The sequence below is a fragment of the Streptomyces sp. NPDC030183 genome, from assembly GCF_055573455.1.
Genome location: NZ_JBVIBK010000013.1, coordinates 203,038 through 217,766 on the forward strand (window position 1 = coordinate 203,038; position 14,729 = coordinate 217,766).

9 protein-coding genes are annotated in these 14,729 nt (G+C 69.8%); 5 read left to right on the forward strand and 4 right to left on the reverse strand.

Translation table 11 applies throughout. The features are described 5' to 3' along the window. Positions 1 to 5 precede the first annotated feature (5 nt). Positions 6 to 677: a response regulator gene (locus tag ACZ4Z2_RS17985; RefSeq protein ID WP_055523022.1), complete on the forward strand. Its 672-nt coding sequence runs from the start codon at positions 6 to 8 to the stop codon at positions 675 to 677. Between the two features lie 103 nt (positions 678 to 780). On the opposite strand, the gene ACZ4Z2_RS17990 is transcribed toward ACZ4Z2_RS17985, so the two are convergent. From ACZ4Z2_RS17990 to metH, 4 genes are all read right to left on the reverse strand, one after another. Beyond that, the gene (locus ACZ4Z2_RS17990) at positions 781 to 2,364 is read right to left on the reverse strand and encodes an ABC transporter substrate-binding protein (protein WP_468077025.1); all 1,584 of its coding nucleotides are present in this window, start codon (positions 2,362 to 2,364) and stop codon (positions 781 to 783) included. An 81-nt stretch (positions 2,365 to 2,445) separates the two neighbouring features. Continuing rightward, the gene (locus ACZ4Z2_RS17995) at positions 2,446 to 4,050 is read right to left on the reverse strand and encodes an ABC transporter substrate-binding protein (RefSeq protein ID WP_468077027.1); all 1,605 of its coding nucleotides are present in this window, start codon (positions 4,048 to 4,050) and stop codon (positions 2,446 to 2,448) included. Positions 4,051 to 4,496: 446 nt separating this feature from the next. Then, positions 4,497 to 5,192, reverse strand: a complete 696-nt coding sequence (locus ACZ4Z2_RS18000) for an HAD family hydrolase (protein WP_468077029.1) — start codon at positions 5,190 to 5,192, stop codon at positions 4,497 to 4,499. 152 nt (positions 5,193 to 5,344) lie between these two features. Beyond that, positions 5,345 to 8,866, reverse strand: a complete 3,522-nt coding sequence (metH, locus tag ACZ4Z2_RS18005) for a methionine synthase (RefSeq protein WP_468077031.1) — start codon at positions 8,864 to 8,866, stop codon at positions 5,345 to 5,347. Positions 8,867 to 9,350: 484 nt separating this feature from the next. On the opposite strand from metH, the gene ACZ4Z2_RS18010 reads away from it, so the two are divergent. The 4 genes from ACZ4Z2_RS18010 to ACZ4Z2_RS18025 all read left to right on the forward strand — a co-directional run bounded on the left by ACZ4Z2_RS18010 (position 9,351) and on the right by ACZ4Z2_RS18025 (position 14,607). Then, positions 9,351 to 10,115, forward strand: a complete 765-nt coding sequence (locus ACZ4Z2_RS18010; protein ID WP_468077033.1) for an IclR family transcriptional regulator — start codon at positions 9,351 to 9,353, stop codon at positions 10,113 to 10,115. A gap of 386 nt (positions 10,116 to 10,501) precedes the next feature. Next, positions 10,502 to 11,302 (forward strand): MIP/aquaporin family protein, encoded by an 801-nt coding sequence (locus tag ACZ4Z2_RS18015; protein ID WP_468077035.1) that lies wholly within the window; start codon positions 10,502 to 10,504, stop codon positions 11,300 to 11,302. A 96-nt stretch (positions 11,303 to 11,398) separates the two neighbouring features. Next, on the forward strand, positions 11,399 to 12,937 hold the full coding sequence (gene glpK, locus ACZ4Z2_RS18020; RefSeq protein ID WP_468077037.1) for a glycerol kinase GlpK: 1,539 nt from the start codon (positions 11,399 to 11,401) through the stop codon (positions 12,935 to 12,937). A 53-nt stretch (positions 12,938 to 12,990) separates the two neighbouring features. Next, positions 12,991 to 14,607 (forward strand): glycerol-3-phosphate dehydrogenase/oxidase, encoded by a 1,617-nt coding sequence (locus ACZ4Z2_RS18025; RefSeq protein WP_468077039.1) that lies wholly within the window; start codon positions 12,991 to 12,993, stop codon positions 14,605 to 14,607. Positions 14,608 to 14,729: the final 122 nt, after the last annotated feature.

Sequence of the window (14,729 nt, forward strand, 5' to 3'; positions counted from 1 at the left end):
CTTTCGTGGCCATCCGCGTCCTACTGGTCGACGACCAGCCGCTGCTGCGTACCGGCTTCCGGATGATTCTGGAGGCGGAGCAGGATCTCGCGGTCGTCGGGGAGGCCGGAGACGGCCTGCAGGCGCTCGACCAGGTGCGGGCGTTGCAGCCCGATGTGGTTCTGATGGACATTCGCATGCCCCGGATGGACGGGGTGGAGGCGACCCGTCAGATCACCGGTCCCGGGCGGGACGGTCCGGCGAAGGTGCTGGTGCTGACCACGTTCGATCTGGACGAGTACGTGGTGGAGGCGTTGCGGGCGGGGGCCAGCGGGTTCCTGTTGAAGGACGCGCCCGCCCATGAGCTGGTGCAGGCGATCCGGGTGGTCGCGGGCGGTGAGGCGATGCTGGCGCCGAGCATCACGCGTCGGCTCCTCGACAAGTACGCGGAGCATCTGCCGTCGGGGGACGAGCCGGTGCCGGACACGCTGCACACGCTGACGGACCGTGAGGTCGAGGTGCTGAAGCTGGTGGCGCGGGGTCTGTCGAACGCGGAGATCGCCGCCGATCTGTTCGTCAGCGAGACCACGGTCAAGACGCATGTGGGGCATGTGCTCACGAAGTTGGGGCTGCGGGACCGGGTGCAGGCGGCGGTGTACGCGTACGAGAGCGGGCTGGTGCGTCCCGGGGCCCAGTAGCCCGCGCCGGGTCAACGACGCGCCGAGGGCGCCCTCTTCCTCGTGAAGAGGGCGCCCTCGGGTGTTCGCGAGGTCGTTCGGGGTCGCTCGGCGGGGCCGGCCGTCAGCCCTTGCTGATCTCCCAGAAGCGGAACACGGTGGACGCGTCGAGGCAGTACTCGAGGCCGTAGACGTTGTCGCGGATGACGGCGTACTGCTTGGCCTGCCAGATCGGGAGGAGGGGGACCTCTTCGGCCACGATGTTCTGCAGCTCGGCGTACTCCTGCTCGGTGGCGGAGCGGTCGCTCTCGGCGGCGGTGCTCGGCAGCAGCTGACCGGTGATGGTCTTGTTGGTGTAGTTGTTGTCGAGGACGTTGCCCTTGCCGAAGAAGGGGCTGGTGAAGTTGTCGGGGTCCGGGTAGTCCGGGACCCAGCCCTTGACGTAGACGCCGTACTTGCCGGCGGCTATGTCCTTCTCGTACTGGGCGAACGCGACGGACTTGACCTTGGCGTCGAACAGACCGCTGTCGTTGAGCTGCTTGGCGATGGCCTCCAGCTCCTGGTCGGTGGAGGGGCCGTAGCGGGACGGCGTGGACCAGAGGGTGAGTTCGACCTTGTCGGTGATCCCGTCGGCGCGCAGGGCGGCCTGGGCCTTGGCCTTTGACGGGCGGGCGCCGTAGGTGTCGAAGAAGGCGGTGTTGTGGCCGGTGATGCCCGCCGGGATGATCGAGTAGAGCGGGGTGGCGGTGCCCTGGTAGACCTCGCCCACGAGGGCCTCGCGGTCGAGGAGGTGGGCGATGGCGCGGCGCACGCCGATCTTGCCGGTGACCGGGTCGTTCATGTTGAAGACCAGGTGCTGGACCTCGGCTCCGGTGCCGTCGACGAGTTCGACGCCGCTGGCGGTGGAGGTGTCGGTCTCGATGTCGGAGATGGCTCCGGCGCTGAGTCCGCGGAAGGCGACGTCGACCTCGCCCTCCAGAAGGGCCTTCTTCAGGGCGTCCTGCTTGCCGTGGAAGAACTTGAGGGTGATGCCCTCGTTCTCGACGTCGGCGGGGCCCTTGTAGTTGTCGTTGACGGAGAAGACGGCCTCGTCCTCGCCGAAGGACTCCAGCTTGTAGGGGCCGGAGCCGACCGCTTCGCCGTCCTTGCGGAGGCCGTCGGCGTCGTAGGAGCTCTCGTCGACGATGGCACCGGCCCCGGAGGCGATCTTGCTGGGGAAGGTGGCGTCGGCGTACTTGAGGTTGAAGCGGACGGTGGTGTCGTTCGGCGTCTCGACGTTGTCGAGCATGGGGAACATGATCGCCGGGCCGGCCTCGTCGTTGATCTTCAGCATGCGGTCGAAGGAGAACTTGACGTCCTTCGCGGTGAGGGCCTCACCGTTGCTGAACTTCAGGCCCTTCTTCAGGGTGCACTCGTAGACCGTGGTCTGGGAGCCGGCGAAGGAGCATTCCTCGGCGAGGTCCGGCTCGGGTTCCGTGGCGCCGTTGGGGAAGCTCAGCAGCGACTGGAAGACGTTGTTGAAGAGCAGCCAGGAACCCGGGTCGTAGCCGGAGGCGGGGTCGGTGGCCAGGACGTCGTCGGACATCCCCACCACCACGTTGGAGGCGGAGTCCCCGGTTCCCCCGGATTCGGATCCGCAGCCGGTCAGCAGGCCGGCGGCCAGCCCTGTCGCGATGGTCAGGACGGGCCACTGGGTGCGCATGTTCACGTGTGAGTGCCTTGTGTCGTCGGGTGTCTGGACGCGCCGGTGCTCCCCCGGGTTCCGGCGCGCGGGGTCAGGAACGGAAGGTCAGTCGCCGATGCCGCGGCCGAGCTGCCACAGCTGGAGTGTGGAGGCGGAGTTGAGCGCGTACTCGGCGCCGGTGACGTCGTCTCGGGCCGCGACGTACTGGTTGCCCTGCCACAGCGGGATGATCGGCACGTCGTCGGCGACGATGTCCTGGATGCCGGTGAGGCTGTCGGAGGCCGTGAGCCGGTCGGCCTGGCGGCGGGACTCGGGGATCAGCTTGCTGCGGATCTCGCTGTTGTCGTACGGCGAGTTGAGGAAGTTGTCCTTGTCGAGGAAGGGCGCCAGGTAGTTGTCGGCGTCCGGGAAGTCCGGGAACCAGCCCATGCCGTAGACGGCGTACTCGCCTTCCTGTTCGGCCGGGCGGAAAGTGGACCAGGGCGCGCCCTTGATGGTGACGTCGAACAGGCCGCTGTCGTCGAGTTGCTTCTTCAGGACCTCGAACTCGGTCTTCGTGGCGGCGCCGTAGTGGTCGGTGGTGTAGTGCAGGGTCAGCTTGACCGGGGTGGTGATGCCGGCCTGCTCCAGGGTCGAGGTGGCCTTGGAGACGCTGGGGTCGCCGTACTTGTTGAAGAACGAGTTGGAGTGGCCGGTGATGCCCGCCGGGACGATGGAGAAGAGGGGCTCGGACTGGCTGCCGTAGACCTTGGAGACGAGTGCGCCGCGGTCGATGATCTGGGCCATGGCGCGGCGGACGGCGGTGCTCTTGACCGGGGACGCCTCGGTGTTGAAGGCGAGGTAGCGGATCTCCAGGCCGGGTGACTCGACGAGGTCGATCTCCTTGTCGTCGGACGTGGAGTACTTGTCGATCTGCGCCGGTGTCATGGTCCGGGTCATCAGGTCGATGTCGCCGTCCTCCAGGGCGCTGCCCATGGCGTCGGGGTCGGCGAAGGAACGCAGTTCGATCTGGTCGTTCTTCGGGTCCAAGTGGCCCCGGTAGTGGGGGTTCTTGCTGAAGACGGCCTTGACGAGTTCGTTGTTCTCGACCTCGGCGTCCAGGGTGTAGGGGCCGGAGCCGTCGACCTTGAAGCCCTCGCGGAGCTTGTCCTTGTCGTAGTCGGCGGGGTTGACGATGCCGGCGACGGGGGTGGACAGCTTGTACGGGAGCGTGGCGTCGGGGCCGTTGAGGTGGAAGATGACCTGCTTGTCGCCCTTGGTCTCGACGAGGTCGATGGTGGACAGCAGGGCGAAGACACCGCTGTCGGCCTTGATGGAGCGGGCGCGGTCGATGGAGAACTTGACGTCCTCGGCGGTGATGGGGCTGCCGTCGGCGAACTTCAGGCCGTCGCGGAGGGTGCAGACGTAGCGCTCGCTGCCGGTGTCGGTGAAGCCGCAGCTGGAGGCGGCCTCGGGCTCCGGTTCGCCGTCGCCGCTGGGCTGGACGAGGAGGGTCTGGACGGTCTGGCGGAGGATGTTCCAGGTGCCGACGTCGTAGGCGTAGGCCGGGTCGATCGGGGCCGGGGCCTCCTTCGAGGCGGTGAACCGGTCGGTGGTGCCGACGACGATCGCGTCGCCGTCGCTGCTCGCGCCGTCGGTGGCGCCGCAGGCGGCGATCACCGGGGCGAGCAGGCCGAGGACGGCCGGCAGCACCAGGGTCTTGCGGTTCATGCTCGAGTTTCTCCAGAGCTCAATTCCGGGACGGGTGCCTGCGGGGTGGTGCGGGCGCGTCTCGGGCGGTACGGCGATGTTTCCGCGTCGAGATTAGCCCGCCCCGTGTAAGGCGCCCGCGCGCACCGGAGTTGAGTTGCCCTCACGCTGTGGAACCGGGTGCGGACGCACGGATGAGCGCACCGGTGGAATGTTTGGTGCACCCTGCACCAATCAGGACACTTGGATGCGCCGAACGCCCCTGTAAGCGGGGTTTGGACGGGCCGGGCCCGGCCGTGGAGGCCGGGCCCGAGTGGTCAACGTCACAGGGTGAAGGGGCTTCCCGGTGGCGGGAATTCGGTTTTTCCGGGCTGAATTCCGGCCGCCGATGAGAAGTGAATGATCTTGGCTTTTTATTGCGCTTTCAATCGTTCACGCTGGGTGCACGAGCGCGCCCATTTCCGTCGTCAGCCCGACATCAGACCGTGCAGGAATGGCAGGTCGACCTCTTCCAGCGAGGTGACGACGGTGCGCCGGGCGGCGGGGGTGATGGGGGCCACGGAGGGCACGGCGACCACATGGCAGCCCGCCGCCTCGGCCGCCGCGACCCCGGTCGCGGTGTCCTCGATGACGGCGCACCGGACCGGGTCGGCGCCCAGCCCCGCGGCGGCCAGCAGGTACGGGTCGGGGAACGGCTTGGTGCGTTCCACCTCGTCGCCGGCGACGGTCAGGGCGAAGTGCTGGGGGCCCAGGGAGGTCAGGACGCGGTCGATGATGCGGCGGTGGGAGGCGGAGACCAGGGCGGTGGGGACGTCGTGCGCGGCGAGTTCGGCGAGGAGTCTCGCCGCGCCCGGCATCAGCGGCAGGGCCCGTCCGATCCGTGCCTCGAAGCCGTCGTTGAGGAGGACGGACAGTTCGGCGAGGGTGATGTCGGCGCCGGTGGCCTCGATGAGGAAGCCCGCGCTGCGGCTCATGGGGCCGCCGACCACGACATGGCGCCAGGACTCGTCGAGGGTGTGGCCGAGGGACCGGAAGACCTCGACCTCCACGTCCCACCAGAAGCCCTCGGTGTCCACCAGGGTTCCGTCCATGTCGAGGAGCACGGCCTGCAGCGCGGAGCCTTCGGCCGTCCGGGTTCCTAGCGCGGGGATCGTCGTGGTCATCCGGCGCACCTCCTTGTGGGACGAGCAGGCCGGTTCCCGGGTGGGGAACCGGCCTGCGGTGGACCGACCATTGTACGACGCCGCGCGGCGAAGCGCCCTTGGCCCGGGCCGGCCGGGGGCGCAGCGCTGCTCGGTGCCCTGGCCGTATGGGCCTATCGGGCGTTGAAGTACTTCGCCTCCGGGTGGTGGATCACGATCGCGTCGGTGGACTGCTCGGGGTGGAGCTGGAACTCCTCGGAGAGCTGGACGCCGATGCGCTCGGGCTCCAGCAGCTCGGCGATCTTGGCGCGGTCCTCCAGGTCGGGGCAGGCGCCGTAGCCCAGGGAGAAGCGGGCGCCCCGGTACTTGAGGTCGAACATGTCCTCGATGGCGGCGGGGTCCTCCCCGCCGAAGCCCAGCTCGGCGCGGACCCGGGCGTGCCAGTACTCGGCGAGCGCCTCGGCCAACTGCACGGACAGGCCGTGGAGTTCGAGGTAGTCGCGATAGGCGTTGGCCTCGAAGAGCTTGGCGGTCTCCTCGCCGATGCGGGAGCCGACGGTGACGACCTGGAGGCCGACGACATCGGTCTCGCCGGACTCCTCCGGGCGGAAGAAGTCGGCGAGGCACAGGCGGCGGCCGCGGCGCTGGCGGGGGAAGGAGAAGCGGGTGCGTTCGTTGCCGGCGTCGTCGAGGATGATGAGGTCGTCGTCCTTGGAGACGCAGGGGAAGTAGCCGTGGACGACGGCCGCTTCGAGGAGGTTCTCGGTCTGGAGGCGGTCCAGCAGACCGCGCAGCCGGGGCCGGCCCTCGGTCTCGACGAGCTCCTCGTAGCTGGGGCCGTCGCCGGTGCGGGCCTGCTTGAGTCCCCACTGGCCCTTGAACAGGGCGCCCTCGTCGAGCCAGGTGGCGTACTCCTTGAGCTGGATGCCCTTGCTGACCCGGGTGCCCCAGAACGGCGGGGTGGGCACCGGGTTGTCGGTGGCGACGTCGGAGCGGACGTGGCCCTCCTCGGGGCGCTCCTCGACGACCGCGGCGGTGGCGCGGACCCGGCGCTGCTTCAGTTCGGGCAGCTTGGCACCCGGCACACCGCGCTTGACGCCGATGAGGGCGTCCATCAGGCGCAGGCCCTCGAAGGCGTCGCGGGCGTAGCGGACCTCGCCCTCGTAGATCTCGTGGAGGTCATGTTCGACGTAGGCGCGGGTGAGGGCGGCGCCGCCGAGGATGACGGGGTAGTCGGCGGCGAGGCCGCGCTGGTTCAGCTCCTCCAGGTTCTCCTTCATGATCACCGTGGACTTGACCAGGAGCCCGGACATGCCGATGACGTCGGCGCGGTGCTCCTCGGCGGCGTCGAGGATCGCGGAGACCGGCTGCTTGATGCCGAGGTTGACGACGTTGTAGCCGTTGTTGGACAGGATGATGTCGACGAGGTTCTTGCCGATGTCGTGGACGTCGCCGCGGACGGTGGCGAGGACGATGGTGCCCTTGCCCTCGGCGTCCGACTTCTCCATGTGGGGTTCGAGGTGGGCGACGGCGGCCTTCATGACCTCGGCGGACTGGAGGACGAACGGCAGCTGCATCTGGCCGGAGCCGAAGAGTTCGCCGACGACCTTCATGCCGTCGAGGAGGGTGTCGTTGACGATGTCGAGGGCCGCACGGGTCTGGAGCGCCTCGTCGAGGTCGGCCTCCAGGCCGTTGCGTTCGCCGTCGATGATGCGGCGCTTGAGGCGCTCCTCCAGCGGCAGGGCGGCCAGTTCCTCGGCCTTGCCCGCCTTCAGGGACTTCGCGGTGGCGCCCTCGAAGAGCTCCATGAGCTTCTGGAGGGGGTCGTAGCCCTCGCGGCGGCGGTCGTAGATGAGGTCGAGGGCGGTGGTGACCTGTTCCTCGTCGAAGCGGGCGATGGGCAGGATCTTGCTGGCGTGCACGATCGCCGAGTCGAGTCCGGCCTTGACGCACTCGTCGAGGAAGACCGAGTTGAGGAGGATGCGGGCGGCCGGGTTGAGGCCGAAGGAAATGTTGGACAGACCGAGGGTGGTCTGGACGTCCGGGTGGCGGCGCTTGAGTTCGCGGATGGCCTCGATGGTGGCGATGCCGTCCTTGCGGGACTCCTCCTGACCGGTGCAGATGGTGAAGGTCAGGGTGTCGATGAGGATGTCCGACTCGTGGATGCCCCAGTTGCCGGTCAGGTCGTCGATGAGCCGTTCGGCGATCTCGACCTTCTTCTCAGGGGTGCGGGCCTGGCCCTCCTCGTCGATGGTGAGGGCGATCAGGGCGGCGCCGTGCTCCTGGGCGAGCCGGGTGACCTTCGCGAAGCGCGACTCGGGGCCGTCGCCGTCCTCGTAGTTGACGGAGTTGATGACCGCGCGGCCGCCGAGCTTCTCCAGGCCCGCCTGGATGACGTCGACCTCGGTGGAGTCGAGGACGATGGGCAGGGTGGAGGCGGTGGCGAAGCGGCCGGCGAGTTCGGCCATGTCGGCGACGCCGTCGCGGCCCACGTAGTCGACGCACAGGTCGAGCATGTGGGCGCCCTCGCGGATCTGGTCGCGGGCCATCTCCACGCAGTCGTCCCAGCGGCCCTCCAGCATGGCCTCGCGGAACTTCTTCGAGCCGTTGGCGTTGGTGCGCTCGCCGATGGCCAGGTACGAGGTGTCCTGGCGGAACGGGACGGTCTGGTAGAGGGAGGCGGCGCCCGGCTCGGGGCGGGGCCGGCGCTCGGGCGGGGTGAGGTCGCGGACGCGTTCGACGACCTGGCGCAGGTGCTCGGGGGTGGTGCCGCAGCAGCCGCCGATGAGGGAGAGGCCGTACTCGCGGACGAAGTTCTCCTGGGCGGTGGCCAGTTCGGGAGCGGTCAGCGGGTAGTGGGCGCCGTCCTTGGTGAGCACGGGCAGGCCGGCGTTGGGCATGCAGGAGAGCCGGACGCGGGAGTGGCGTGAGAGATAGCGCAGGTGCTCGCTCATCTCGGCGGGGCCGGTGGCGCAGTTCAGGCCGATCATGTCGATGCCCAGCGGCTCCAGCGCGGTCAGCGCGGCGCCGATCTCGGAGCCGAGGAGCATGGTGCCGGTGGTCTCGACGGTGACCGACACGATCAGCGGGACCTCGTAGCCGGCGGTGGCCATGGCGCGGCGGGCGGCGAGAACGGACGCCTTGGTCTGCAGCAGGTCCTGGGTGGTCTCCACCAGCAGGGCGTCGGCGCCGCCCGCGAGGAGGCCCTCGGCGTTCTGCTGGTAGGCGTCGCGGATGGCGGTGAAGGTGGTGTGGCCGAGGGTGGGCAGCTTGGTGCCGGGGCCGATGGAGCCGAGGACCCAGCGCTGCCGGCCGTCGCGGGCGGCGAACTCGTCGGCGGTCTCGCGGGCGATGCGGGCGCCGGCCTCGGACAGCTCGGCGACCCGCTCGGGGATGTCGTACTCGCCGAGGGCGGTGAGGTTCGCGCCGAACGTGTTGGTCTCGACGCAGTCGACGCCCGCCTCGAAATACGCGGAGTGCACCGAACGGACGATGTCGGGGCGGGTCACGTTCAGGACTTCGTTGCAGCCCTCCAGCTGCTGGAAGTCGTCCAGCGTGGGGTCCTGGGCCTGGAGCATCGTGCCCATCGCGCCGTCGGCGACCACGACACGGGTGGCGAGGGCCTCGCGGAGGGCGTCGGAACGGGCCCGGCCTGCGGCGGCGGACGAAGGGGACGGATTCGGCGACGAGGCCATGAAGGTGCTCCCTGGAGTGCGACGGCTGTCGGCTTTGCGTCTTCCCGTGGAAGGCGCACGCCGTCAGGGTAGCCCGGAGCGCCCGGCGGGGTCAGGGGCGTCCACGGGGCGGACCGGCGTGGCGTGAGCGTTCGAGTGCGGTTTACTCCCTCGACGGACGAACGACGGACGGGCGACGGACGAACGGCGGACGGGCGAGGGGCGAACGGCGGACGGGCGACGGACGAACGACGGACGGGCGACGGACGACCGGCGGACGCCGCTCGGGCACCGGCCGTCCACGGGACGCGCACCGGACGGACACCGGACCGGCACCCGACGGACACCGGACCGGCACCGGAAGGGCGCCGCTGGGGCCTGTTCGGCCGAAAAGGTGTTGACGGCCATTAGCGAGAGGTCGGCAACGACCGGTAGTGTTCGACATTGCCGAACGTTGGAAGTTCATGTGCGGGCGGCGGTCGAAGGGGACGGAGGCAGGACGGCGATGGCACGGAACATCCAGTCGCTCGAACGGGCGGCCGCGATGCTGCGATTGCTCGCGGGCGGCGAGCGACGACTCGGCCTGTCGGACATCGCCTCGTCGCTGGGCCTCGCCAAAGGCACCGCCCACGGCATACTGCGCACCCTCCAGCAGGAGGGCTTCGTCGAGCAGGACGACGCCTCCGGGCGGTACCAGCTGGGCGCCGAGCTGCTGCGCCTGGGGACCACCTACCTCGACGTCCACGAACTGCGGGCGCGGGCGCTGGTGTGGACGGACGACCTGGCCCGCTCCAGCGGCGAGAGCGTCCACCTGGGGGTGCTGCACCAGCAGGGCGTACTGATCGTGCACCACGTCTTCCGGCCCGACGACAGCCGGCAGGTGCTGGAGATAGGGGCCATGCAGCCGCTGCACTCCACAGCCCTCGGCAAGGTCCTCGCCGCCTACGACCCGGTGGCGCACAGCGAGGTCCTGGAGACCGACCGCAAGTCGTTCACCGAGCGGACCGTGTGCGAACTGGACGCCTTCGAGGGCGTCCTCGACCTCACCCGCGCCCGCGGGTACGCGTCGGACGTCGAGGAGACCTGGGAAGGCGTCGCCTCGATCGCGGCCCCCATCCACGACCGCCGGCGCATGCCCGTCGGCGCGGTCGGCATCACGGGCGCCGTGGAGCGGCTGCGCCGGGACGGGGAGCTGCGTCCCGAGCTGATCGCGGCGGTGCGGGACTGCGCCCGCGCCGTCTCGCGGGACCTGGGCGCCGCCCGCTTCTGACCCGCCGCCGGGCGGCCGTGCGCGTGGCGCCGCCTGCCGTGCGGCCACCGCCGATCCTCCGAGGGCCGGGACACCGAGCGTGTCCCGGCCCTCGCCGTGCGCGGTCGCTTGAGCCCCGGCGTGCGCGCGTATAGCAGCCGACGCAAGATCGATAAGCCAGTTCGATCGATAACGATCGGGTTTTCGATAACGGGACCCTTGACGAGCCACTCACGCCACAGCAAGACTCCCGTCCATCGGTCGGCATTGTCGAACACCTACCGGCAATACGCGCTAGAGTGTGACAACGCCAAGGGCCGGGTACAGCTCTCACCCCCGAGGGCGCGGACCCCCGGAATGGGACCCGGGGTCCGCCTTCCCCTGGACGAAGGACAAAGGAGTCGCGGGTGTCCAGCTCCGACATCTTCATCGGCGAGACCATCGGTACCGCCATACTCATCCTGCTCGGCGGTGGCGTCTGCGCCGCCGTCACGCTGAAGGCCTCCAAGGCCCGTAACGCCGGTTGGCTCGCCATCACCTTCGGGTGGGGTTTTGCCGTTCTGACGGCCGTCTACACCTCCGCGCCCCTCTCCGGCGCCCATCTGAACCCGGCCGTGACCCTCGCGCTCGCGCTGAAGGACGACGGCATCGAGTGGAGCCAGGTCCCCACCTACTGGGGCGGGCAGCTGCTCGGCGCGATGATCGGCGCCGCGCTGGTGTGGGTCGCCTACTACGGCCAGTTCCACGCCCACCTCACCGACAAGGAGATCGTCGGCGGTCCGGGCGCGGAGACCACCAGCGCGAAGGCCGTCGAGGCCCGTGAGACCGGCGCCGGCCCCGTGCTCGGCATCTTCTCCACCGGCCCCGAGATCCGCAACGCGGTGCAGAACGTCGCCACCGAGGTCATCGGCACCATCGTGCTGGTCCTCGCGGTCCTCACCCAGGGCCTCAACGACAGCGGCAAGGGCCTCGGCACCCTCGGCGCCCTGATCACCTCGCTCGTCGTCGTCTCGATCGGCCTGTCCCTCGGCGGTCCGACCGGTTACGCGATCAACCCGGCCCGTGACCTCGGTCCGCGTATCGTGCACGCCCTTCTGCCCCTGCCCAACAAGGGCGGCTCCGACTGGAGCTACGCCTGGGTCCCGGTGATCGGTCCGCTGATCGGCGCCGCCATCGCCGCGGGCATCTACAACGTCGCGTTCGCCTAAGAGCACGCCTACGAGCGACGAGCCGCGGGTGTCACCCGACTCCCGGCACGCGCCGTACGTACCGCCCTTCGACCAGTTGACTTTCAGGAGCACACCGTGACCGACGCCCACACCGCCGGCCCGTTCATCGCCGCCATCGACCAGGGCACCACCTCCAGCCGCTGCATCGTCTTCGACCGGGACGGCCGTATCGTCTCCGTCGACCAGAAGGAGCACGAGCAGATCTTCCCGAAGCCGGGCTGGGTCGAGCACGACGCCAACGAGATCTGGACCAACGTCCAGGAAGTCGTCGCCGGGGCCATCCAGAAGGCCGGCATCACCCGTGACGACATCAAGGCCATCGGCATCACCAACCAGCGCGAGACCACGCTGCTCTGGGACAAGAACACCGGTGAACCCGTCCACAACGCCATCGTCTGGCAGGACACCCGCACCGACGCCCTGTGCAAGGAGCTCGGCCGCAATGTCGGGCAGGACCGTTTCCGCCGTGAGACCGGCCTGCCGCTGGCCTCCTACTTCGCCGGTCCGAAGGCCCGCTGGCTGCTGGACAACGTCGAGGGCCTGCGCGAGCGCGCCGAGGCCGGCGACATCCTCTTCGGCACCATGGACACCTGGGTCATCTGGAACCTGACCGGCGGTGTCAACGGCGGCAAGCACTACACCGACGTCACCAACGCCTCCCGCACCATGCTGATGAACCTCCACACCCTGGAGTGGGACGCGAAGATCGCCGAGTCCATCGGTGTGCCCCTGGCGATGCTCCCGGAGATCCGCTCCTCCGCCGAGGTCTACGGCGAGATCAGCGGCGGCAAGCTGGGCGACCTGCTCGGTGGCATCCCGGTCGCCTCGGCGCTCGGCGACCAGCAGGCGGCCCTGTTCGGCCAGACCTGTTTCTCCGAGGGCGAGGCCAAGTCCACCTACGGCACCGGCACGTTCATGCTGATGAACACCGGCGAGAAGATCATCAACTCGTACTCGGGCCTGCTGACCACGGTCGGCTACCGCATCGGCGACCAGGCCCCGGTGTACGCGCTGGAGGGCTCGATCGCCGTCACCGGTTCGCTGGTGCAGTGGATGCGCGACCAGATGGGGCTCATCTCCACGGCCGCCGAGATCGAGACGCTCGCGCTCTCCGTCGAGGACAACGGCGGCGCGTACTTCGTACCGGCCTTCTCCGGTCTCTTCGCCCCGTACTGGCGCTCCGACGCCCGCGGTGTGATCGCCGGCCTCACCCGGTACGTCACCAAGGCGCACCTCGCGCGCGCCGTCCTGGAGGCCACCGCCTGGCAGACCCGTGAGATCACGGACGCCATGACCAAGGACTCGGGGGTCGAGCTCGCGGCCCTCAAGGTCGACGGCGGCATGACCTCCAACAACCTGCTGATGCAGACCCTCTCGGACTTCCTGGACGCCCCCGTGGTCCGTCCGATGGTCGCCGAGACGACCTGCCTCGGCGCCGCCTACGCCGCCGGTCTCGCCGTCGGCTTCTGGACCAGCACCGACGACCTGCGCGCCAACTGGCGCCGGGCCGCCGAGTGGACCCCCCGTATGGACGCGGAGACCCGCGACCGTGAGTACAAGAGCTGGCTCAAGGCCGTCGAGCGGACCATGGGCTGGCTCGAGGACGAGAGCTGAGCCGGACCCGCGAAGGCTCCGGTACCGGCTCTGATGAGGAGTAAGAACCCGACATGACCAGTCAGTCCACCCTGCAAGCCCTGCCAGCCCTGGGGACGCGCCCGGCGTCCGGCTCGAACCCGAGCCGAGCCGAGACCCGGGAGCAGCTCTCCAAGGCGTCGTACGACCTCCTCGTGATCGGCGGCGGCATCCTGGGCATCTCCACCGCCTGGCACGCCGCGCAGTCCGGGCTCAGGGTGGCGCTGGTCGACGCCGGTGACTTCGCCGGCGCCACCTCCTCCGCCTCCTCCAAGCTGCTCCACGGCGGTCTGCGCTATCTGCAGACCGGCGCGGTGAAGCTGGTGGCGGAGAACCACTTCGAGCGCCGTGCGGTCTCCCGCCAGGTGGCCCCCCACCTGGCGAACCCGCTCACGTTCTACCTCCCCGTGTACAAGGGCGGGCCGCACGGCGCGGCGAAGCTCGGGGCGGGCGTCTTCGCCTACTCCGCGCTGTCGGCGTTCGGTGACGGCGTCGGGCACCTGCTGTCGCCGGCGAAGGCCGCGCAGGACGTGCCCGAGCTGCGCACCGAGAACCTGAAGGCCGTGGCCGTGTACGGCGACGGTCAGATGAACGACTCCCGGATGGCGCTGATGACGGTCCGCGCGGCCGTCGAGTCCGGCGCGGTGGTGCTGAACCACGCCGAGGTCACCGGGCTGCGCTTCACCAAGGGCCGGGTGACCGGCGCCGAGCTGCGCGACCGGCTCTCCGGCGACGAGTTCGGTGTGAGCGCCCGGCTGGTGCTGAACGCGACCGGCCCGTGGGTGGACCACCTGCGCCGGATGGAGGACCCGAACGCGGCCCCGTCGATCCGGCTGTCCAAGGGCGCGCACCTGGTGCTGAAGCGGACCTCCCCGTGGAAGGCCGCGCTCGCCACCCCGATCGACAAGTACCGCATCACGTTCGCCCTGCCGTGGGAGGACATGCTCCTGCTGGGCACCACGGACGAGATGTACGAGGGCGACCCGGCGGACGTCGCCGTCAACGACAAGGACATAGCCCAGATCCTGGACGAGGCCGCGTTCTCCGTCCGGGACCAGCAGCTCGACCGTGATCTGATCACGTACGCCTTCGCGGGTCTGCGGGTGCTGCCGGGCGGCCCCGGCGACACCGCCAAGGCGAAGCGGGAGACGGTCGTCACCGAGGGCCGGGGCGGCATGCTGTCCATCGCGGGCGGCAAGTGGACGACGTTCCGGCACATCGGCCGCACCATCATGAAGAAGCTGGAGACCCTGCCGGGCCACCCGCTGGGCGAGGACTTCGAGCCGGTCGCCACGCTGCCGCGGAAGCTGCCGCTGCCGGGCATCGCCAACCCGCGGGCGGTCGCGCACCGGCTGCTCACCGACCGCCCGGCGCCGGGCCCCCGCATGGGCGCCGACACCGCGCGGCACCTGGCCACGCACTACGGTTCGCTGGCCTTCGACATCGCCCGTCTCGCCAACGACAACCCGGAGCTGGCCGAGCGGGTCCACCCCGACGCGCCGGAGATCTGGGCGCAGGTCGTGTACGCCCGTGACACCGAGTGGGCGGAGACCGCCGACGACGTGCTGCGCCGCCGTACGACGCTGACGATCCGGGGTCTGGCGACGGACGAGGTCCGCGCGAAGGTCCAGGACCTGCTCGACAAGAAGTAGACCCGCCTGCCGGACCGGCCTCCTCCCCTGACCGCGGCCGGACCGGCCGGGAAACGGCCCCTTCCGCTCCGGGGCCGGACCACGAGGGGGCGGTCCCACCACATCGGTGGGGCCGCCCCTTC

Excerpts from the sequence above, each read along its gene's own strand:
- ACZ4Z2_RS17995 (WP_468077027.1), bottom strand. The coding sequence starts at position 4,050 with ATGAACCGCAAGACCCTGGTGCTGCCGGCCGTCCTCGGCCTGCTCGCC.
- ACZ4Z2_RS18000 (WP_468077029.1), bottom strand. The coding sequence starts at position 5,192 with ATGACCACGACGATCCCCGCGCTAGGAACCCGGACGGCCGAAGGCTCC.
- metH (WP_468077031.1), bottom strand. The coding sequence starts at position 8,866 with ATGGCCTCGTCGCCGAATCCGTCCCCTTCGTCCGCCGCCGCAGGCCGG.
- ACZ4Z2_RS18010 (WP_468077033.1), top strand. The coding sequence starts at position 9,351 with ATGGCACGGAACATCCAGTCGCTCGAACGGGCGGCCGCGATGCTGCGA.
- ACZ4Z2_RS18025 (WP_468077039.1), top strand. The coding sequence starts at position 12,991 with ATGACCAGTCAGTCCACCCTGCAAGCCCTGCCAGCCCTGGGGACGCGC.